The organism is Psychromonas ossibalaenae ATCC BAA-1528, assembly GCF_000381745.1.
GTDB lineage: Bacteria > Pseudomonadota > Gammaproteobacteria > Enterobacterales > Psychromonadaceae > Psychromonas > Psychromonas ossibalaenae.
The window spans coordinates 1-21,482 of sequence record NZ_KB906977.1; the positions used below are offsets into that span (position 1 = coordinate 1).

The window sequence follows — 21,482 nt, forward strand, 5'->3', positions numbered from 1 at the left end:
CGAAGGTCGTAGGTTCAAATCCTGCTCTCGCAACCAACTCCTAGAACACCTCAAAATCAAAACATCTCCTATATAGAATCCATTTGTTTTTAATAAAACTACTGCAGTTAATTTATCTATTTGCTTTCAAGCAAAGCTCGTCGGGCTCAGTTCTTTATAAACACTGGCGAAGGTCGTAGGTTCAAATCCTGCTCTCGCAACCAATTGATTTAAAATCTAAAAAACACATTTCCTCTCGTATTCTCCTTTTAAAACCTCCTATAGATAATTTTTATTTCCCTTATTTATTTACTACTATGATTGTTTTTTGTCTTCCTTTATTATACCAATCACAATAAATTGCTGATCTATTTTTCTGGTTAAAATGACTTATTTATACGTTATAAGTTTCATTAAGGGAACAATCATTTAGATCAACTTAGGCCTTGAATTAAGCCATCTTTCCTATAAAAAATATAGATCATATTATTAATGTAACTGGTATTAAACTAGGTGTCGAAAATGCGAAATTAAAAAATTTGAATTAAATTACTGCAGAGTATCAATAATTTGTTTAATTTCTGTATAAAGCCACTCAGAGAGTGGATCCGCACTATTTCTTTGATTAGTAAAGAAAACGAGTGGTTTTTTGAAAAGCCTAGGATTCATTTCTGGTGGAAGGGGTTCACAGCGGATACCGCTTGGTAGAGCATTTTTATAAAGGCTGGAGGTTGTTCCAATAAACTCAGAGGTGCTGAGTAATTTAAACATTGAGTTCATATCACTTAACCTCGCATTCACTTGTTTATCCATTTTGTATCGTTTAATCAGCATTTCCATTCTAGACCCTTCTGTAAATCCGGGAATAATGGTGACACAGACTGGATAATTGAGTACTTTATTTAAGTGATTAGAGGTAAGCGGGTGATCTTTCCCCATGATAAACATGAAGTTATCTTCATATAGATGCTTTTCAAGTAAATTTTTGCTTGAGCTCACTGGTAAATAGCTGACGCCCCAAGAGTGCTTATCTTGTTCTAGTGCTTGAATGGTATCTGATGTCCAATTTGCACACTCTACGGTTAAATTAGGAGCATGTGTACAGAGTTTGTTTATAAGAAGGGGGGCAATAATGTCGATCAAAGGGGCGGGTAGATAAAGCTGAATTTCACCCGAAAGGTTCGCGATACTCCAATCTGCTCTAGAAGAATATAAAGCTGATATCTGGTCGAAAATACCGGGAAGCTGCAATAAAATTTCTTCGCATTTTGGCGTGGGTTCAAGGTGGTTTTTATTGCGAAGAAAAAGCTCGTCATTAAATTCAATACGTAATTTTTTTAACATTGCACTGATTGTTGGTTGGCTTAATCGAAGGTATTTTGCGGCTAGTTTAGTTTGACGCTGTTCATTTAAAACCATCAATAAACGCAAGAGATTTAAATCTTTATCAACCACAATGATGCCCTAATTTATGACTCAAAAAAGCAGTATAACATTCCCCTAATAAGATTTTTAATCGAATTTAATGACAGGCGTCATTACAAACTGTACTAACCACTTGTTCGTCTTGAACGATTATATCAAAGGAACGGATATAGAAAATATTATCGACACTATATGAATTTAGCTGCAAAACGGCCATCGCATTATTGCTACTGAGGATTCGATATGTTTTATCTATTATCAACCCTCTAACCAGTTCTTTCGTTGACATGGACATTATTGATATTACATGTCCTTCTCTTAGCCATTCATCTAACTGTTTTTTTAACTGCGGAGTAGTAAAGACAGGTTTTTCTTCGCCTAATCTAGCTTCAATGGCGTTTGTAATACATTGGCTTCCATTCCCTGTTTCAGCTGCTAGACATGTTTCTATTTGCATCTCAAATTCACTGATAAACTGATAACCCGTTGCCATCACTGTCACTGAATAAGTCATTGTGAGCAATACCATTATTAATTTATGAAAACTCATATTTGCTTACCTAAACTGGGAAAAATAGGTGCACTAAATATTGAGTGCACCTTATTAACAATGAAACTAAAAAGGTGTTCATCCTTGCTGGTTAAAACTGCCCTTAGCTGCATTGTTCGTTTTGAAGTGAAAGCATCGACCTCCTGCAGCTCACGACTTGCTAGCCATTATTTAACAGGGACTTCGTAAATAATGGTTGGTTTCATTGTATCTATTTCTCTTACATCCTGTGGTGGACGCCAGGTATACACTGAACAAGTCAGTTTATCTGGAGTAATATCAATAATAGTAAAGCCATTTTTTTCAGTAGGATCTAATGCACTGTCTATACCAATCAACCCAGAAGACTGACTTTCGATACTACGCTGGAAAGAAGGGTATCCGAGATCACCCGTTCCTAACGCACCCGATGTAATGACATGTACAGGGTTATCTGACAGATCTAAGCTTCCACTACGATGTATTTTACCGGCGGCACTTGCATGAAAATCCCCCTGTACGATTAGTGGTGTTCTTTGTTTTTGCTTGCTCATTGCTTCAATGAGACGTTGGTGTTGAGCAAACCAACCCGACTGCCAGCCCATTTTTTGTTTATACAGAACTAGGCGGTTTGCTTGGGCATCTAATACGTCAGGGTACCAATCACCAAGCTTGCCACTTGAATAAGCGAAAGGTAAAGAGGGGCAATGCATAAAGTGCTTCGTGTCTTCTGCCAGTGTTCTATTAATCAGCCAGTCTTCCGTCCATTGCGGTAACAGCTTGGCATGGTTTCCTTTGTAATCAGCGTAGCGGCGACAATCATAGAGAACCGCTTCTATTAGGTCGCCATAGCGAATGGTGCCGCACACGGTATTCGCGCCCCTCACTGTATGTGCGTCATTACCGCCTTGAAGCCATTCTGGGCGGTTAGTATCAGGCAAAAATTCAGGGTAATACAACGATTGTGTTTCCATCATGCCACGTAAACCATAATCATCTGGTGGCATCACGGCGAGATCATTTGTATATTCATCATTTTCAAAATAATCATGGTCATCAGTAATAAAGAACGAGGGGGTAGAGCGCAAAGAGACGCCGTAGAGTTCACAGATCTGATAATCACATATTGCTAAAAAGGTATCTCTATTCTCTTCGGCTAACATTGGTTTTGAGTAATCAATCGGTGCACCGTATGTAGGCCAAAACTCTTTTTGTAAATAGTTAGCTGCAAACTCTTTATTTAAAAAGGTTTTAAGATCCCAATATATATGGTCACCGTTGGCGATGACAACATCGGGGTTGAACGACATGCCTCTGTCTAAGAGCTGACGACGTGCCCCCATATCCAGCCAACTTGTTTTACCTGGAATAGGTGACATTTTTTCATCTCCCCCAGCACATGTATAAGCCAAGATAGTCATTTTTTTAGGAAGAGTACCTGCTGCTGGGAATGTCTTTAACGGCCAAGCATCGCATAGAACGCTGCCGTCTCCGTCAATAAGCTGCAGATTATAACGGGTATCTGGTGTTAATCCCTGCACATCAAAACGCCAGAATCGGCCAATGGGATCTGTTTGCTCACCTAAGATTCGACGGCCTCCAACACTCAGTTCAGGCACGCTTTTACGGCGACTATTAAACGATACTTTGATTAAAAAACGATTATGATTAGAGGTTGGAATAATATGTGCGATATCGCCTTCATTCCAGTTTTCATTACCTTTGACAGCATTGCTTGCTTCTGCTTGATTTGGTAATGCAGCACCAATGACAGCACTACCCGCAGCTAGCCCTGCTAGTTTCAATATTGAACGTCTACTCGTATTGATATTTTCATGTTCTTTCATTACTTATGTCTCCGATTTTTTGTACAAAATTGCTCAACCGTCAGCAGAGCAGTTTTAAAAATGCCATTATGCAAATATTAGAAGCGTATATTGCTGCGAATTCCCATCAGAATATTTGTATCATCGTGGTTAACAGCTGGTTTTATAAACTGAATATCAGTCGTGATGCTTACAGCAGGTGTTAAGGCATAGCTGTAATAAGCTTCAACACCTTGTTCGTCAGCAAGCTCAAAATTAGCGTTCTGCTGCTTAATCGCGCTTTGAAAATCATCAGAAATATCATTATAGAAATACCCCACTCCCCATTGATCATTCGCTCTAGAAGCAAGTAGGGCATTACCACCAATACCGGCGCTAAACGTGCCGTTTAGTGCATTCGGATTACCATCAGCGACCGCCGCCCGCATATAGACACCCCAAGCCAAACTTGGATCTGTTTCCGATTGATAAATATTGTGTGAAGCTTGTACACGAAGGTTGTATTTACCGGATGAAATCGCTTGTGTATCGGTAGGGTTACTTAAGTCTCGCCCTTCAGAGGTACTGTATGTCCCGCTTAAAGATATGTTACTTTTACGGCCTGCGATGTCCCTTGTATGTGAAGCGGTTAATGACATATTTAGGCCATTAGCGAAAGGATCGGAAAACCCGCTATCGGTATAGCGGTCTTTAGGGTCAAAAAGCATAAACGTCCAGTTTATGCTCTCTGAACGCCAGTTAACTAAAGCACCTAAAAAAGCAGGGGGAACAACGCCGCTAGGAGGAGCCGCCAAGGCTAGATTCATGAAGCCATATCGTCCTGCACCACCGTAGAAGTCCGCATTTTTTAATAGTTCAAATGCATCTATTTTACCAATCATGAGTCCTGCGCTTTCAAACTGATGCAGGTAATAAAGTGATGATAAAAACAGGTCTTCACCCATAAACCCTGCTGTGTTAGGGGCAATATACGGGGTGCCTAGGTAGTCAAAATCATTACTTTGACCATGGTGTGCTTGCATTTGAGTATGAAAAGAACCGCCTTTCCAAAGTCCGAGCTTTTCCGTATCAAAACTTGCAAAAATATCAAAGCGGCCAAAGTTGTCACCACTTTCATCAGTTGATGCAGCACCTTGGTAAACAGAAGTGTATTCAGCGTCTAGTTTAATACCTTTATTCTCAGCAGCAGATCTGTGCCCATTTACATCACCAAGCAATTTACCCCTTTCTAAAAATGACTCTTCCTGAGCTGTGACAAATGGAGCAATCAGCAAAGAGGCTAATATGCTTTGTTTTAATTTCACTATTTAGTATTCCAGTTGAACAGATTTTAATTAGGGAATAATGCTAGCATTAAGCTGGTGAAATTAAGCAAATACAGAGAATCAGGTTACTTGATACAGAAGTGAAGGACTGTTAACTTTTCTCCTCAGTTTGGCAGAGTCGCCATTGGACTCTGCTCTTAATAAACACTAGCAAAGGTCATCGGTATAAATTCTGCTTTCGTAACCAATTTATAGAATACCTTCAAAATCAAAAACTTTGCCATGCAGAGTTTATTAGTTCAGTTTTTAGAAAGCTGATTTAGTAAATCGATCTCTTTGCTTTCAAGTAAAGCTCGTCGATTTATTATTAATGGTCTTAAACTACGAAGGGGAAATGAATAAGAGCAAGACGTCTGATTGAGCGATAAGCAAAGCGTTAGTTTGTTTTGCACCACGTACTGTTAGTCAAATAGAATCGCTGGTTATTGAGATTGAAAATAACGAAACGAGCATTAATTTTAAGCAGTAAGGCTGAGCAGATATTTAAGCGGGCTGATATTATTTCACATGCGGGTCAGAATAGCGAAAAGCATGCTTAATGAACTTTTCTATCTCTAATGGACTGGTTTTTGAGGTGACCAGTTTAAACTCACCGGAATAGACCACTGGAACTAACTCTTCTTTTTTCTCAAGTACAAGTTTGACAGCTTCTGCCATCGCGACGCCGTTGTCATCATTCATGCGCATTACTGTGACATCTAATTCTCCTTTAGCTAACGCTTGTAATTCCATTGAGCCGCCTCCCCAGCCGTTAACTTTAATATCTTCTCTGCCGAGTCTCTGCAGCGCTTTGCTTGTGCCGATAGCAATATCGGTTGCGCTGGCGTAAATAAAATTAAGTTTCGGGTAAAGATCGACCAAATTCAAAGCATTACTGCGCGCTGAGCCCTGAGTAGCATCTGTGTAAACGTGGCTTAGCAGTTCGAAACGGGAATTTTTCTCCAGCATGGTAATAAAACTATGTCCGCGTACATCACTGATATAACCAGGATAGAAATTGTTAACGGCATATTTAGTTTTGCCGGGAAAGGTTTTTTTAAAGTATTCTGCAAGTATTTTGGTGCCGCTTTCATGGTCAAACCCGACATAAAGCAGCGGTGGATTTTCATGCCAGGATTTTACTGGATTAGTCACATTCTGAACGATTATACGCGTCTTTTTCTGGTTTAGAATCCTGCGGATAAAGTCATGCTCCGGAGCCGTATCCAGCGTCAAAATAAGAAAGTCAGGGTTCTCTGCCAGGGCCCGCTGCATTAGCTTACGTTTTTGCGCTTCCTGACTGGTTGCTTTTGTATCATAACTTTTTATTTTGTATTTTATGCTTAGCTCGTCCAGACGCTCTGTAAAAGCCGTTCTGCTTCGGCGCCAGTAATCGGAAAGCTGACGACTGGGAGTGATAAAGTAGATAAAAACCGGGTTATCTTGTGTAAAAGATAAAGGAGTAGGGGGATTTTCGACTATATTTGAAAATGATTCGCTGAGTTCCTGTTGATATGGGTATTTCTGCCAGTATTCTTCAAGGCGCCAGAAATCAGAACGGGAATGAGCTTGTGCAGTGCACAAGAAGAACAGAGATAATATAGTAATACGCAGCATATTCAGCACCTTATCTATTATTCATCAGATCATAGCTTAATATGGGACTGTTGCCATCGTAGAGTTAGTATACTTTGAAAATTAAGAGTCCGTTCCTGGGTGTAAAGGTTATGTGATAAATTTGTATTTAAAATGACTGTGTATGGATTACAGTAATGGTATCACCTGTTTCAGGTGTTAAAAGGGGGATGGTTAATTACTTTTGGAAATTAATACTGTCTGGACAAGATAAGCAGTGGAAAGGGAATTACCATATCAGAAAGGGCGACTGTGTATGATGATAATTACCCTGAAAATAAGCCAGATTAATATTAGAATTAACCCGGCTTATTATATTCTTTTATTACTAAGCAGGTTTAGCGTCTGCTTTTAAGCTGCCTGATTCATTACCAATGGTTGCTAGGTAAGCTTCCATATCTGTTTTTAAGTTATCAGACTTAGTACCGAAGATTGCCTGAACACCGTTACCAGAGATAACAACACCAGCTGCACCTAGTTTCTTCAGCTCAGCTTTATCAACTAAGGCAATATTGTGAACACTGATACGTAGACGTGTAATACATGCATCTAAGTTTTCAATGTTGGCTTTACCGCCGAATGCCGCAACAAGAAGAACCGGGATTTCAGAGCTGCCTAGTTGTACAGCTTCTTCAGCTTCTTCTTCTTCACGGCCTGGCGTTTTAAGGTCTAGCGCTTTAATGACAACACGGAATACTGTGTAGTAAACAGCTGCGTAAATAAGGCCGATAACAACGAAGTAAATCATTTTTTCAGCGTTTGCAGAAAGCACTAAGAAATCAATTAAACCATGTGAGAAAGAAGTACCGTGAACCATACCCAGCATGTTAGTTACAACAAATGCAGAGCCTGCAAGTAGAGCGTGCACTGCGTATAACACTGGTGCTACGAATAAGAATGCAAATTCAATCGGCTCAGTAATACCTGTCAGGAATGAAGTTAACGCGGCAGATGCCATGATACCCATTACTTTAGCGCGGTTTTCCGGCTTAGCTGCGTGCGCAATTGCGATTGCAGCGGCAGGAAGACCAAACATTTTGAACATGTAACCACCGGCTAGTTGACCGAAACCGTTACCCGCAGCACGGGTTGTATCATCAGCAGACAGGTAACAAGTTAAAATACCGTTAAGCTGTTCGCCTGTTGCACTTGTACAAGAGCCTGCTTCAAAGAAGAAAGGTACGTTCCAGATATGGTGAAGACCAAATGGGATTAATGAACGCTCAACTACGCCGTAAATACCAAATGCAACCGTTGGGTTCTGATGTGCAGCCCAGTCAGAGAATGATGCAATAGCAGAACCGATTGGAGGCCAGATAACAGCAAGAACAGCACCCATAATGATAGCTGATAAGCCGGTCATGATTGGAACCGCACGTTTACCAGCAAAGAAACCTAAGTAATCAGGTAATGTGATGTTGTAGAAACGGTTGAACATGGCAGCCGCGATACCACCAGCGATAATACCGCCTAGTACACCTGTGTTTGCACCTGGTGCAAGTGTTTCAACTGTCTGCATCATGATGTAGTAACCTACCGCAGCAGCAAGACCGGCAACACCGTCATTTTTTGTAAAACCTAAAGCAACACCAATGGCGAATAATAATGCCATGTTACCAAATACAGCACCGCCGGCTTGTTCCATTAGTTGTGAAACAACGTCCGGTAATACGCTGAATTTAGCAGCACCTACACCCAGCAGAATACCAGCTATCGGTAGTACTGATACAGGAAGCATTAATGACTTCCCTACTTTTTGCAAACTTCCAAATATGTTCATAACAACTCTCCAGTTAGTTTTTTTAGTAAAATTGAACGTCTATAAATTTAGTGGGGCAAGTATATCGGAGCTAAAAACAGTTTTTTGATGGAGTTATCATGTTATTCATTAAGTTACAATTGTTTACATACTCGGGGGCTTTGTTACTTTTTCTTACGAACTTATGGTTGAAAATTAATCATTCCTGTTCTATGGACAGCAGCTAAATAATGAAAACTCATTATTTAGCTGCTGTTGTCCTACTTTATTATTCTGCTTAGATTTCAGTATTTATAGTCTTGCTGATTTTTGTATATTGAGACCGCCTGGTTATAAACCTTCCCATGCTTGTTTTTTTCGATAGATTGTCGACGGGCTGACATCAAGCAGGGCGGCTGCTTTTGGGATATTCCCGTCACAAAAATTAATTGCATTTTCTATTGCATCTTTTTCTACATCCGCCAGCGGTTTGACTGCTGAAAACGAATTATCATCGCTAATTTCACTTTTATCGTAGGACCGCGAGATTTTATTGACAATGCCCTTATCCTGCACCGTATTTAAAGGTGCGGGCAGGTGTCTTAAATTAACCATCTGATCGTTATGTAAAACGACAATATTGCGAATGACATTCTGCAGCTGCCGGACGTTACCCGGCCAATCGTATTGATGGACTAGGAAGTTTTTGACTTCAGGTGAAAAAGCAGCAAATGCTTTGCCTTCCTCTTGTGCATAGTCAGTCAGGAAGCTGGATGCAATTTCAATAATATCATTACCGCGCTCTCGTAAAGGGGGAAGCTGCAGTGGCAGTACATGCAGGCGGTAGTATAGATCTTCCCTAAAGCGTCCGCTGCTGACATCATCCAGAGGATTACGGTTAGTGGCGCAGATAAAGCGTGCATCCACTGTTTCTAGTTTATTGCTGCCGACTTTTTTAAAAGTGCCGGTTTGTACAAAGCGTAATAGTTTGGTCTGCAGATCTAAATCCATTTCGCAGATTTCATCTAAAAACAGACTTCCTCCATCCGCCTGCGATGCTGCTCCCTGGCGATCTGAAAATGCACCGGTAAACGCGCCTTTTACATGGCCGAATATTTCGCTTTCCATCAAGTCGCGTGGAATTGCACCGCAGTTTAATGCAACAAACGGTTTTTTAGCCCGCGGCCCTTGTGCATGAATAGCTTCAGCGCAAACCTCTTTACCACTGCCGCTTTCGCCTGTGATAAATACCGTGGCTTTACTTGGCGCCGCCGCATCAATGATTCGATATACGGCCTGCATCGGCAGGCTGGAACCGATAAAGCCGTGATAATTCTTACGTTCAAATGTACTCTGATAGTTATTCAGCAGACTCTGCAGACGCGCCTGTTCAAGCAGATTTTTCACGGAGGTTTTCAGTCTGCCGGCAGTGACCGGTTTTTCCAGAAAGTCATCGGCTCCGCTGCGCATCATATCGACAGCGACATCAACAGAGCTGTGTGCAGTGATAACAATGACAAAGCAGGAAAATTTTTCCTGCTTCATCCATTTGAGAATATCCAGCCCGTCCATGTCGGGCAGTTTATAATCAAGCAGTATTAGATCCGGCGGTGTTTCTTTAATAAACTCCTGCATCAATAGACCGGTACACACTACCGACAGTTCAATGTTCTCGTTTTTTAAATATTGTTCATACAGCCTTGCCTGGGGAGCCGAGTCCTCTACGATTAATACTTTAGGTTTATCATTCATTAATACCGCCTGTATGCTTAAGTTATTTTAAAATCCCTGCCGGGCACACTCTGCCAGCCGGCTGAATGATTTATCTGCCGTCTCTGACAACAGCATTGCCTGCTCAACTGCCTGCTGGTAATCCTGGTTCCTGCAAAGTTGTTCAACGTTTCGACACAACGAGTGCAGCTTCGTATTGCCGTGTGCGGCTGCACTGCTGCCGACGGTATGTGTTTCAAATTCTAAGGTGCTGAAATCTTGTTTACTGAGAGCTTCCAGGATCAGCTTCATTCTTATCTGGCTGTCTTCTATATACATTTTTATTAATTCCGGCACTATCTCTGCACTGGTATCCTGCACCAGCTGCTCCAGTACGGCTTGATCCACATAATCATTTTGCTTATCCTGCATGGATGTCTCGCTGTCAGAGCCGCTTTGCTGCTGTGCTGCTATGCTCTCGGTCCAGTGTGCAATACAACTTAAGACCGCGGCTCTGTCTATCGGTTTGCTTAGATAGTCATTCATGCCGGCCTGTAAAAAACGATCTTTATCGCCGCTTAAGGTGTGTGCAGTGAGTGCGACGATAGGAATACTGCATGCGTCACATTTTAGTTTGCGGATCCCTGCTGTTGCTGTCATGCCGTCCATTTCCGGCATAGAGATGTCCATTAAAACAATATCGTAAGGCAGGTTTTGTACCGCCTCTACAGCTTCATAGCCGTTAGAGACAACATCGACCTGAAGATCAGCAAACTCAAGAATACTCTTAATGACCATCTGGTTAGCCGGGTTGTCTTCGGCCAGCAGGATGCGGGTATTGGCCCGCGGCTGTATCTGCGTTTGTATTAATGTATCTTTACTGTCGTCTTTATCGGCGCTTTGTAGTTCGATAGTAAATTCAAAGGTACTGCCTTTTCCAAGCTCACTGCTGACTTTAATATGGCCGTTCATCAGTGTTACTAGCCGTCTGCAGATAGCCAGACCTAAGCCTGTTCCTTCATACTTTCTGGAATGGGTCTGATCAACCATGGTGAACTCGTCAAATAACGCGGCCTGGTTTTCTTCCCGGATACCAATGCCGGTATCAGTTACCTGAAAGCGTAGAATGATTACTTCGGCGCAGATTGAATCAACAGAGGCGGCAACACTGATGCTGCCTCTGACGGTGAATTTAATCGCATTATTAATCAGATTGATTAGAATTTGTCTTATCCGGTCCGGATCGCCTTTTACAAACTGTGGAAGATCTGCAGACTGCTGCAGGGTCAGCTGCAATGACTTTTTATCTGCAAGGTGCTGGAGCAGTTCATTGCAGTTTGCCAGTAACAGATGTAAATCAAATCCGCTATTTTCCAGCTGCAGTTTATCAATATCCATTTTAGTGAAATCGAGAATATCATTAATAATGGTTAGTAACAGCTCGCCGGAGTCGCGTGCTGTTGTAACCAGCTCTAGCTGTCTGCCGCTCAGACTTGTATCTTTGAGCAGTCCAAGAATACCCAGCACGGCATTCATAGGGGTGCGAATTTCATGGCTCATCGCCGCTAGAAAGCGGCTTTTGGATTCATTACTTGCTTCTGCTTCAAGGCGCGCTTTACGTAAATTTTCTTCGTTTTGCTTTTGTTCACTGATATCCATAAAGTGAGCAATATAGTGAGTGAGTGTACCTGCTGTATTTTTTACTGAAGAAATGTTCAGGTACTCTGGATATATTTCACCGTTTTTACGTTTATTATAAATCTCGCCGCTCCATTTACCCTGTTCAGCTAAGGTAGCCCACATTTTTTGATAATACTCTGGCGGGTGCTGGCCGGAGGATAAAATGCGCGGATTTTTACCTACAACATCTGCATTGTCATAACCGGTTATACGGGTAAAAGCATGGTTGGTGCGGATAATACTGCCGGCAGCATCACAGATAAAGATCGCTTCACTGGATTCAAAGGTTTGAGCCGCCAGGCGTAATTCTGTTTCAGCTTGTAAACGTCTGCTGATATCGCGAATAAAGGCGGTAAACATAGTACCCTGATCGGTTTCGATGGGGGAAATATTAATTTCAATGGGAAAACAGTGACCGAACTTATGTAGTGCTGTCAGCTCTAATCGTTGATTTAGAATCGATGAGTTTTTAGTAATAAGGTAGCGCTCCATACCTTTATGGTGAGCATGGCGCTTGTCAGCGGGAATAATGAAGTCCGCTAAATTTTGTCCGAATATTTCATCATAAGACCAGCCGAAAATATGTTCAGCGACTTTATTGTAGTCAGACACTTTACCTTGTTCATTAATGGTTATTAAGGCATCCAGAGAAGCTCTGAGAATAGCATTGTTTTTTGCTTGATTGCTGTTGGCTATCGTGCTCATTTTTCTTTCTGCCTCGATACTTCTGGACAGTTCTGAGTAACTTACAGCCAGGGTTGACGACATACTGTTAAAGGCATGAGCAACTTCGGCTATTTCATCTCTGCCGGCGACCTTTATCTGATGACCGGGACCTGACTGGGCAATGGTTTCTGATGCTTTTCTTAACTGCAGCAGCTGCCGGGTCAGATAGGTACCCAGTACAAATGAGAAGATGGCAACCAGTGCAACTTCGAGGCTGGCAATTGCGACAGCCCAGCGCTGCGCTTTTGACAGGGTACGTTCAATAGGTTTAGTGGACAGTCCTATTTCAACAATACCGTAGACGCTACTGCCTTCTGTTATTTCAATACTGATATCAAAGACTCCGTCCGTGACATCGGCAAGTCGATTGTCGGGATCATGTAGGCGGTACAGGGATTCTGGGTCACCGCCTTCTGCTAATATATGCTTGTTGCTGCTGATCCTGGTATAGACAATATCAGGTGTATTGAGGATATCTTCAACAAAGCTCTCCAGTGTCGCAAGGTCGGTAGAAAGAACCGCATTTTTAACTGCTTTGCTGAACAGTATCGAGGTTGTTTCTGCACGTTGTATTAACTGCTCTTCGTTAGAGACGCTGAGGAAGTTCAGGCCGCTAAAAACTAATACAATAAGCAGCATTGATTCGATCAATGCTATGCCGAGAATTGTTTTTAAGCGGAAGCTCATATTAATAACTTAACAGGCTAAGTTTCAGGGCGCGGATATCATTCCAGTCGGAATCCTCTGCGCTTTCAAAACCTTTTATATTAATAGTGTTTAATAATTTTTTACCCGTTTCCTGCTGCTCCATTGCTGTTAAAGCCTGCTGGATTTTTTGTGCATTTTCGGCTTTTACTCTAGGATGAATCGCGACTGCATGCGGTGTATAACCCTTAGTTGTCCATATAACTCTTAACTGCTCGCGTATTTCCGGCGCAACATTTTTAAATGTCCGTACAACACCGCCGCCTGCGGGGTAAATACCTTTAGCAACGGTGCGGTAAACAGAATCATGTGAAGAAACATATTTTGCAGTGAAAGTGACTTGATCTGCAGCCAGGTCAGACTGAGTCAGTATTGTGGCTGCAAAAGCTGCCGGTGCCGGGAAGGCTAAGGTGCTTTTTTGTAAATCATTGAGTGTTTTGATGTCACTGTTTTTAGCGACAACAATGATGCCCTTGATCGATTTATCTCGTGCTTTTGCTAATGCCTGATAACCAAAAGATTTATTAAAAACAACATAATGATAAGGATTCATATAGGCAATATCATACTCACCGGCTGCCAGGCGTTTTTCAAAGGTGGGAATATCCGGCGCAGTGGCAAAATGTATTTTTACACCGCTTTTACGGCTGATTTCTTCAAAAATCGGGTTCCAAAGCTGCGCCAGTTTACTGGCTGACTGCTGCGGTACTATACCGAAGGTAAGGCTTTGCTGTGCGCTAATGAAGGCCGAATAAAGCAGCAGAAAAAAGGGTAAAATAATCTTTTTCATGGTGACATCCTTTTATGGCTTATTTTTTAATCTATTGGAAGTTCCTGTTATTTCATTAATCCTTTTGATTTTTCACCCAGCTTCTGTAATGAGAAGGGTTTGTACATATAAGCGTCGGCGCCTCGTGCGAAGGCATCTTCTACGTCACCGATTTTGTTGTGCCCGGTGAGCATCAGAATAGGAATGTTTTTGGTCTTTGGTGCTTTTTTAAGCGTAATTAACAGATCGATTCCCTGAATATCCGGTAGTGTCCAGTCGAGAATAATCAAATCTGGACGCTGCTTGACAGCTTCAAGTAACCCGTCTTCACCATTATCTGAAATGACGATATCGAACCCTTTGTACTTTTTCAAGTGGAAAGCAATCTGTCTTAGCAGAGTGCGATCATCATCAATGATAAGTACTTTTTTGTTATTATTTCTAAACAGCATAGTTGCTCCTTAACCATTGGTAAACACTTGATCTATATTTAATATTTAAGACTCAATGGGTTCGATTAAAAGTAACAGGGCATCGTCGCAGGGCTGCGAATCTGTTATCTGGTCAAATAATTTCATTACCTGCTGCAGCGCCTGTGCAATAGGAATATGAAGTGTATCTAACAGAGCCTCGGTTATTCGAGCCTGCAGTCTGTTCCGTGTTTCACTGCTGTCTGCTGATTCAAAAAGGCCGTCTGTATACAGGGCAATACGTTCGCCCGGATTAATGGTCAGCTCGGTATTTTTATAATGAACATCTGCAAGTAATCCCGGTAAGATGCCCGCTGTTTTCAGTACAGTGATCTTTTGCGGCGAGATAAGCAGCGGGGCAGGGTGTCCTGCACTGGCGACACTTATACTGCCTCCTGCAGAAAGTTGTACCGAGCAGCAGGTTAATGTCACCTGTGAGAGCAGCTGATCGCGCATCGCACAGTTAGACAGTTGTTCAAGCAGGCGCGCCGGACCATTGCTGCTGTGCATCGCCTGGATTAACCCGTGCATATAACCGCCGTATGCATGAGAAAAGAATTTTGCGCTGTCGTCATGTCCCATAATATCGGTTAACAGCAGCTGAGTTTTACTTTCAAAGCGCTTATGCAGGAGCAGATCTCCACCACCGGAACCGGTGTCGCGGCTTGCCGCCTGTAAGCGCCAGCCGTGAGAACTCTCGGGCAGGCAGGGTTTTAATGAAGCGCTGATGCGTTCATCAATACGCTCGGTCAGGCGCTGATAGACCTGTGTTGACCGTCCTAGAATCCGCTGAATAACTTTCATCAACTGCGGTTTATTGACCGGCTTTATCAGGTAATCATCAATACCCAGTTCAGCAGCCTGCTCTTGAATCATTTCATCCTCTTCCCCGGTAAGAAAAATAAAAGGAATTAATTCACAGCGGCTCTGCTGATTAATTTTCTTACGTAAAGATAATCCGTTCATCTGCGGCATTTTTATATCGGATAATACTAAGTCTATTTGTTGGGTATTCAGCTGTTCAATAGCCTGATAACCGTTAGCGGCAGTCAGCACATTGAACTTATCTGCAAGGTAAGCGCTATAGAGTGAACGCAGGCTGTTATTGTCTTCTACTATCAGAATAGTCTGCTGTTTATTTTGTCTAGGATATTTCCACAGCAGGCGCAGCTGATTGGGTTGATTGCCGTCACCTTGAACATACCGCCCTGGAATGTAGCTGATTTTATCACTCTGAGCATGGATCAGAGCAATGCCCCGGCCTTGCTCTACTTCACTAAATTCGGTTAGAAGAGCATCATTGAGGTTTTCTGTCGGATCCCATGCCCGGCTGTCATCAAAAATATCCAGCACCCAGCCTTTAGTATTACTGCTGAAAGTCATGCTGATTTTAGAGGGGATCGGCTGTGCATGAAACAGCAGGTTTGTTACGTGTTCAGAAAGGCACAGCAGCATATGCTGACCGATTGAGGCATGTGCAACAGACTCTTTTATTACCGCTTCCAGGGCATGACGAAGCTGACGCGGTGTTTCCCGGGTAACGGATGTCTGCATTTCTAATAGAAGATTATCCATAGAGTTAGATTTCCAGCGTTAATAGACGGTTGTTAACAATAAATTTTTTCAAACGGCATCGCAGTCCGCGGAACAGTGCCGGCAGCCGCTGAGTTTCACGCAGTAATTCATTTTTTAATGACGGATTATCACGGTCATTAAGCACGCATCCCAGCAGCTGTGCACCTGCTGTATTGAGCTTATTCACTGCGCTGCTTACCGCTGCTTCATTAGTATTGCCGGCAAGTACAATTAAAACGGCGCCGTCACAGGCGGCTGCCGCGCGCTCTGCGGGAATGTTTTGTGCGTTAATGCGGTTAATTGGAGAGGTATCAAGGATCACCGTATCGTAGTGTTCCAGCCAGGCGCTGATACATTGTTCAAGCGCACCCGTCTGGCGTAGTTTAATAATATTCTCACGTTTCAGCGGTGCAGTAATACCAGTCAGAACAACAGGGCTTTGACTGGTGCTGATAAGCTGCGGCGCCGTTAACAGTGTTGTATTTATCGGCTGAGTTGATATTTCCCGACTGTCAGAGAGGTTTAACGGGCTGTTTTCAATGCCCAGCAGGCTTTGCAGCGCAGGACGATAGAGGTTGAGATCCACCAGTAGTGTTGAATGTCCAGCCAGCAGATTACGCTGTGCTAATGCGCAGGCAAGGCTGGTTACTCCTTCTCCTGATTCCGCAGAGCAGACCGCAATAGAGCGTCTGCAAGTGCCGAGAACCTGCGAGTAAATCTGTTCTATTTCAATGTTCTGGTAAGGTATATTCATTTTAGCACTCCTGCTGCCGGCTCTGAGCCGCTAGTAAATGCTGAGTAAATCAGTGCTGCTTCCGAATTTTTTATATTCCGGCATTGTATATTCATTACAGAAGTCCTATTAATGCACCGAGTGCAACAACCTGGATCACGTCAGTCAGGCCGTTACGGATTTTTTCATAAGTACTTTGGCTGCGGTAAGGAATATATACTGTGTCTCCTGCGCGTAGAACAGGCAGATCAGCAAAGGCGGCGCTGCGGCTGAATTCACCGAGATCAAAGCTGCGTGCCTGATCCTTACAGCAGGACAAATTAACCACGGTAATATTTTCAATATGTGCATCTTCCACTGTACCGCCGGCTTCTGCGAGCAGATCCAGCAGGGTCATTGTGTCATCGAAACGGTAGCGGCCCGGTTTATTAACCGCACCGAGTACCCGTACCGTGCTCTCCTTTGACTGATCTAACCAGATACGGTTTTTTTCCGGGATATAGATGGTATCGCCGGTTTTCACGACAGGCAGTAAGTGGTCATCACCGGTTTCAAAATACAGTGCCAGGTCTAGTTTACTCACCCCTTTTTGCATATCATCACGATGATTGATACGAATATTGCGCAGATCGGCCTGGTCAGTGGGGCCGTCTGCCGCAGCGAGAATATCCAGAAAGTTCATTTCATTGGAAAACATATAGCGGCCCGGTGCACCGACCTGACCGAAGATATAAATCGATTTTTCAGATGACTGGCGGACCCACTGAGATTTGTTGTTGCTCGGGTCCTGCGGCAGCTCCTGGATCATGATAGTGCTGCCGGCCTTGATAACAGGCAGATCCTGATCACTTTGTCCTTGTTTAAGAAATGCGTTTAAGTCAAAGTTATAAACTTTACTGCCGCCGTTATTTTGTGGAATAACAATCTCAATATTATTAGTATCCGCACGTGGTGTCGGGCCTCCAACGTGGGCGAGCAGATCCAGCAGCGACATTTCATCGGACCACTCAATGCGGCCTGGACGAACAACTGCCCCGAGCACTCTGACTGCACGGTTGGGAGTTACTTTCAGCCAGGATTTTTCATTCATATCGGTTTTTTCGGGAACAAATATCGCATCACCAGGAGAAATCGCTGGTGGTTTGCTGCCCCTGCCGCCTTCGGTATAAGCGCTAAGGTCAAAAGCAACAATGCTGGTGTCTGCTTTAATAATGCGGATCTGGCGGGATTCGGCAAAGCGAGTCGGGCCACCTGCATTCGCCAGAATATCCATAAATGTAGCGCCGTTTTTACTTTCGTAAGCGCCTGGTTTAGCGACTTCGCCCATCACATAAACCATATGTGCACCGCTTTTAATCTCTTCCTGCTGTTTAGGCACAAAGATAGTGGCGCCTGCCGTAATCTTAGGCAGGTGCTGTTGATCGCCTGTATCAAGATATTTTCTAAGATTAAACAGAGCTGGTCTGCCCTGGGTAATAACGCGAATCTGTTCAACACCGGCGTAACGTGTAACGCCGCCGGATCCCATCAGCAGATCAACAATATCCATTGATTCGCGATAAGCAAAACTACCTGGCCGGTTAACTTCGCCGAACACTTTAATCGCATCACTGTTATTGGCGGAGTCTCCGGCATTAGCCATGTCTGCCGGATTAAACTCAACTTCCACATTGCCGGTCATCGGAGAAGCGGGAATAAACAGGGCATCCATCGATTTAAGCTCCGGAAGCAGTGTTCTGTCCCCGCTGTCCAGATATTGTTTATAGTTAAATACCGTGGTGTTTTGACCGCGTATTAACTGTATGCGGTCCAGCTGGGCGCCGCTGCGCAGTCCGCCGGCCGCATAAATTGCTAACTGTATCGAGGCATCGGACTGCAGTGTGAATTCTCCGGGTTGAATCACATAGCCGCGTACATTAATTATTAACTGCTTTTTAAGCAGATAGATATTGAGGTTGTCTAAATCCAGAAACAGCTTATCTAATTTACTACTGACCAGAGAGGTGATCTCTTTGATCGACAAACCGCCAACCTGTAGTGCACCAACTTCAGGCAGGATAATTCGTCCCTGCCTGTCCACCTGAAAAGGTGTTTGTAATGTCTCTTCTCCGGGCAGGGAAATCTGCAGCAGATCGCCGTTCTGAATTTTGTAATCCAGTGTCTCGGCCGATGCGCTCTGCTGCAGAATAAGCACAGCAATCAGCAGTAAGCAGCTTTTTAGCTTCAGAATAATCATTGTTGAATCTCCTGCTGTGAGTTATTTGTATTGATTAACTCAATACTGACTCGTCTGTTAACCAGTCTTACTTGTGGTTCACTGCCGGCAAACAACGGATCCGCCGCGCCGCTGCCGTCAACCAGGATATTACCGGGGGCCAGTCCGAATATCTGCAGATAACGCTCTACCTGGCTGGCACGTTCCAGGGACAGTTTCAGGTTGGCGGATTTACTGCCTTGTGAATCTGCATGACCGGTGAGTTTAAGGTGATATTGCGGGTGAGCGCGAAGCATCAGTGTCACTTCGGCCAGTTGAGCAATGTATCTTGGGTTAAGCTGTGATGAATTAAAGACGAACTGATTGTTATTATTCAATAATGACATTATCAGCTCCAACTGCTCTTTACTTAGGGCTTGTGCCTGTACAAAATCCGTTGTCTCCTGAGGCTGCTTTTGGTTCGGCAGGCAGGTTTCCTGCATCTGCACGTAATTAAGGCGGCGCTCCAGACGGTTCAGCTTATCGCGCTGTATAATCAAATCGTCGGCGGCATCGCTGTCTAGCCCTCCCTGTAGTTCTCGTGCAATACGCGTCTGGCGTATCTGTGCGGTGCGCACCGCTGCCGGAAAGCAGATATTTGCGCCGGCTGCCAGCAGTGCATCTAAATGTCTGCGGCTTAACTGCTGTTCAAAATACAGTGCGCTTTCTAAACCAACCGGATGCTCAGGCATATTACTCAAATTATGCTCCGCAAAACCTCCCTGTCCTTTCGGGGGGCTGCTTGTACAGCCTGAGACCGCCAGTAATGCAGCCATAGATAAAACGGTCATTAATGCGCGCATCTTATGCTCTCCTGCTGTGCATTGGCCAGTGATAGAGGGATTGCAGAATCAATACGCAGCAACTTCATTAATTCCTGCGGCTGGCCCTGCACGCCGATGATTTCCATTGAACGCTGTTGTTCTTTAAGGCGTTTAAACAGAAATACAATGGCGCCGATACCCGAGGAGTCGATAAAGCTGATGCTGCTGATATCGAGAATTATATGGCGATGCGCCAGAGTGGTTATCTCTTCCAGATTCGGACGTATTTTACTGCATCCGAGGGCATCCATTTCACCGCTTAACTTAATCATGAGATTATTTTTAGTTGTATCAAACTGTTCAATATTCATAATTCCATCCATTTTCAGAGAAGATATATGAGTTATTGCAGAGTTCGTGCCTAATTTGTTTTATTTAATTAAAACAAGTTGTTACCTGTTTTTCTATGTGTGTTTGTGGTGTTTTTTTTAAAGTTTTTTGCATAATGCAAATCCTTTTGCAAAGTGCTCAGTGATATACCCGTTATCATTCAAGATGCAAAAATCAGCAAGCCGTGAGGTGAACAGTTTCTAGGCGTGAAGGTGAAGATCTAACGGGTTAAATCAATACTTCACAACAACGAAAATGTTTGCCTCACGGCTTGCCCCGTGGGTCACTAGCTCGAAAACCAATACTGCGTTGCAACATTCGATAAGGGCTAGCCATTGTCATCATGTTACGCCTTGTCTTGGTGTCCGAGCTAGCGACTGATAAATGCATTTTGATTGGTAACGGGTATAGCTAATTCAGTCAGCAGCAGCAGGTGATCTGAACCCTGGATCGTTTTATATTGTTTGTTTAAAACTATAAATGCATTACTGATCAGGCAGTGATCGATATATGCGCTGCTAAGCATGTGCATCACATAATTATCCTTGCTGTAGGACCAGCTGGCAATGTAGCCGAATCCTTCGGCGCTGTTTTTTAAACGACTGTTTTGCTGTAAAGATTTAAATTCACCGGACCAGGGCGTACTGTTGAAATCGCCTATAACAATTTTATAGGGTAAAGAGGAAGCGGAGACCTGCTCAGCTGCATAAGTAAGCACGGCATTTCTTAGCCGCCATAGTTTTTCTGTGCGCGGGGAGGCCGGATGCAGCGCATAGATCTGCACAGGTGCGGCATCTTTCGGGCTTTGGATAATAACTTCAAGAATATGACCGCCTTTATAACCTAAATTATGAATCTTTTTTTCAACAATCGGCCACCTTGAGAAAAGTGCCAGACCGGAAGGCGTGGACTCTAAAGGGTCTATGCCGAACGAGTAGGGATAATATTGTGACAGAGCCTTTATCTGCTTATGCTGATGATCTGCTGCTTCCTGAACTACCAGCAGATCAAAATCAGGATCGCTTAATGTTGATATCAGCATATCCAGATGCGGATTTTCATAGCGGAGATTTAACTGCGCAATTGTTAACGCTGTCATTTTAGATAACAGTTGATTCTGCTGCTGTGCTTTAGATGACAGGTATAACGGCAGCTGGTTATAGGCGATTATCATTAAATATAAAACTGCACAGGGCAGTGTAGAACTGTGCATATATTGGATATTTATTAGTATTAATACTATCGCCAGTAAGGACCACTGCAGCTGCAG

16 protein-coding genes are annotated in these 21,482 nt (G+C 43.4%); all 16 read right to left on the reverse strand.

Annotation, left to right across the window (positions count from 1 at the left end; all coding sequences use genetic code 11):
* Positions 1-528 precede the first annotated feature (528 nt).
* On the reverse strand, positions 529-1,434 hold the full coding sequence (locus tag G327_RS0107220) for a LysR family transcriptional regulator (RefSeq protein ID WP_019614089.1): 906 nt from the start codon (positions 1,432-1,434) through the stop codon (positions 529-531).
* Positions 1,435-1,501: 67 nt separating this feature from the next.
* Entirely contained in the window at positions 1,502-1,954 is a 453-nt protein-coding gene (locus G327_RS0107225; RefSeq protein ID WP_019614090.1) for a hypothetical protein, read from the reverse strand.
* 167 nt (positions 1,955-2,121) lie between these two features.
* Positions 2,122-3,780 (reverse strand): alkaline phosphatase D family protein, encoded by a 1,659-nt coding sequence (locus G327_RS0107230; protein WP_019614092.1) that lies wholly within the window; start codon positions 3,778-3,780, stop codon positions 2,122-2,124.
* Positions 3,781-3,857: 77 nt separating this feature from the next.
* Positions 3,858-5,063: a carbohydrate porin gene (locus tag G327_RS0107235; protein ID WP_019614093.1), complete on the reverse strand. Its 1,206-nt coding sequence runs from the start codon at positions 5,061-5,063 to the stop codon at positions 3,858-3,860.
* Positions 5,064-5,582: 519 nt separating this feature from the next.
* Positions 5,583-6,680 (reverse strand): substrate-binding domain-containing protein, encoded by a 1,098-nt coding sequence (locus G327_RS0107240; protein ID WP_019614094.1) that lies wholly within the window; start codon positions 6,678-6,680, stop codon positions 5,583-5,585.
* Between the two features lie 346 nt (positions 6,681-7,026).
* Complete coding sequence (gene ptsG / locus G327_RS0107245; RefSeq protein ID WP_019614095.1) at positions 7,027-8,478, reverse strand: PTS glucose transporter subunit IIBC; 1,452 nt, start codon at positions 8,476-8,478, stop codon at positions 7,027-7,029.
* 309 nt (positions 8,479-8,787) lie between these two features.
* Positions 8,788-10,188, reverse strand: coding sequence for a sigma-54-dependent transcriptional regulator (locus G327_RS0107250; RefSeq protein ID WP_019614096.1), 1,401 nt, complete (start codon positions 10,186-10,188; stop codon positions 8,788-8,790).
* A gap of 27 nt (positions 10,189-10,215) precedes the next feature.
* Positions 10,216-13,239 (reverse strand): PAS domain S-box protein, encoded by a 3,024-nt coding sequence (locus G327_RS25970; protein ID WP_019614097.1) that lies wholly within the window; start codon positions 13,237-13,239, stop codon positions 10,216-10,218.
* 1 nt (position 13,240) lies between these two features.
* On the reverse strand, positions 13,241-14,047 hold the full coding sequence (locus G327_RS0107260) for a phosphate/phosphite/phosphonate ABC transporter substrate-binding protein (RefSeq protein ID WP_019614098.1): 807 nt from the start codon (positions 14,045-14,047) through the stop codon (positions 13,241-13,243).
* A 47-nt stretch (positions 14,048-14,094) separates the two neighbouring features.
* Entirely contained in the window at positions 14,095-14,478 is a 384-nt protein-coding gene (locus tag G327_RS0107265) for a response regulator (protein ID WP_019614099.1), read from the reverse strand.
* A gap of 45 nt (positions 14,479-14,523) precedes the next feature.
* A complete protein-coding gene (locus G327_RS0107270; RefSeq protein WP_019614100.1) occupies positions 14,524-16,071 on the reverse strand; it encodes a SpoIIE family protein phosphatase in 1,548 nt (515 codons plus the stop codon).
* Positions 16,072-16,075: 4 nt separating this feature from the next.
* Positions 16,076-16,825 (reverse strand): tyrosine-protein kinase family protein, encoded by a 750-nt coding sequence (locus G327_RS0107275; RefSeq protein WP_019614101.1) that lies wholly within the window; start codon positions 16,823-16,825, stop codon positions 16,076-16,078.
* Between the two features lie 94 nt (positions 16,826-16,919).
* Positions 16,920-19,040 (reverse strand): SLBB domain-containing protein, encoded by a 2,121-nt coding sequence (locus G327_RS0107285; RefSeq protein ID WP_019614103.1) that lies wholly within the window; start codon positions 19,038-19,040, stop codon positions 16,920-16,922.
* Positions 19,037-19,861: an OmpA family protein gene (locus G327_RS0107290; protein WP_019614104.1), complete on the reverse strand. Its 825-nt coding sequence runs from the start codon at positions 19,859-19,861 to the stop codon at positions 19,037-19,039. Before G327_RS0107290 ends, G327_RS0107285 begins: the two co-directional genes overlap by 4 nt.
* Entirely contained in the window at positions 19,849-20,193 is a 345-nt protein-coding gene (locus G327_RS24160; protein ID WP_019614105.1) for an anti-sigma factor antagonist, read from the reverse strand. Before G327_RS24160 ends, G327_RS0107290 begins: the two co-directional genes overlap by 13 nt.
* 389 nt (positions 20,194-20,582) lie before the next feature.
* Positions 20,583-21,425: an endonuclease/exonuclease/phosphatase family protein gene (locus tag G327_RS0107305; protein WP_083938449.1), complete on the reverse strand. Its 843-nt coding sequence runs from the start codon at positions 21,423-21,425 to the stop codon at positions 20,583-20,585.
* Positions 21,426-21,482 lie beyond the last annotated feature (57 nt).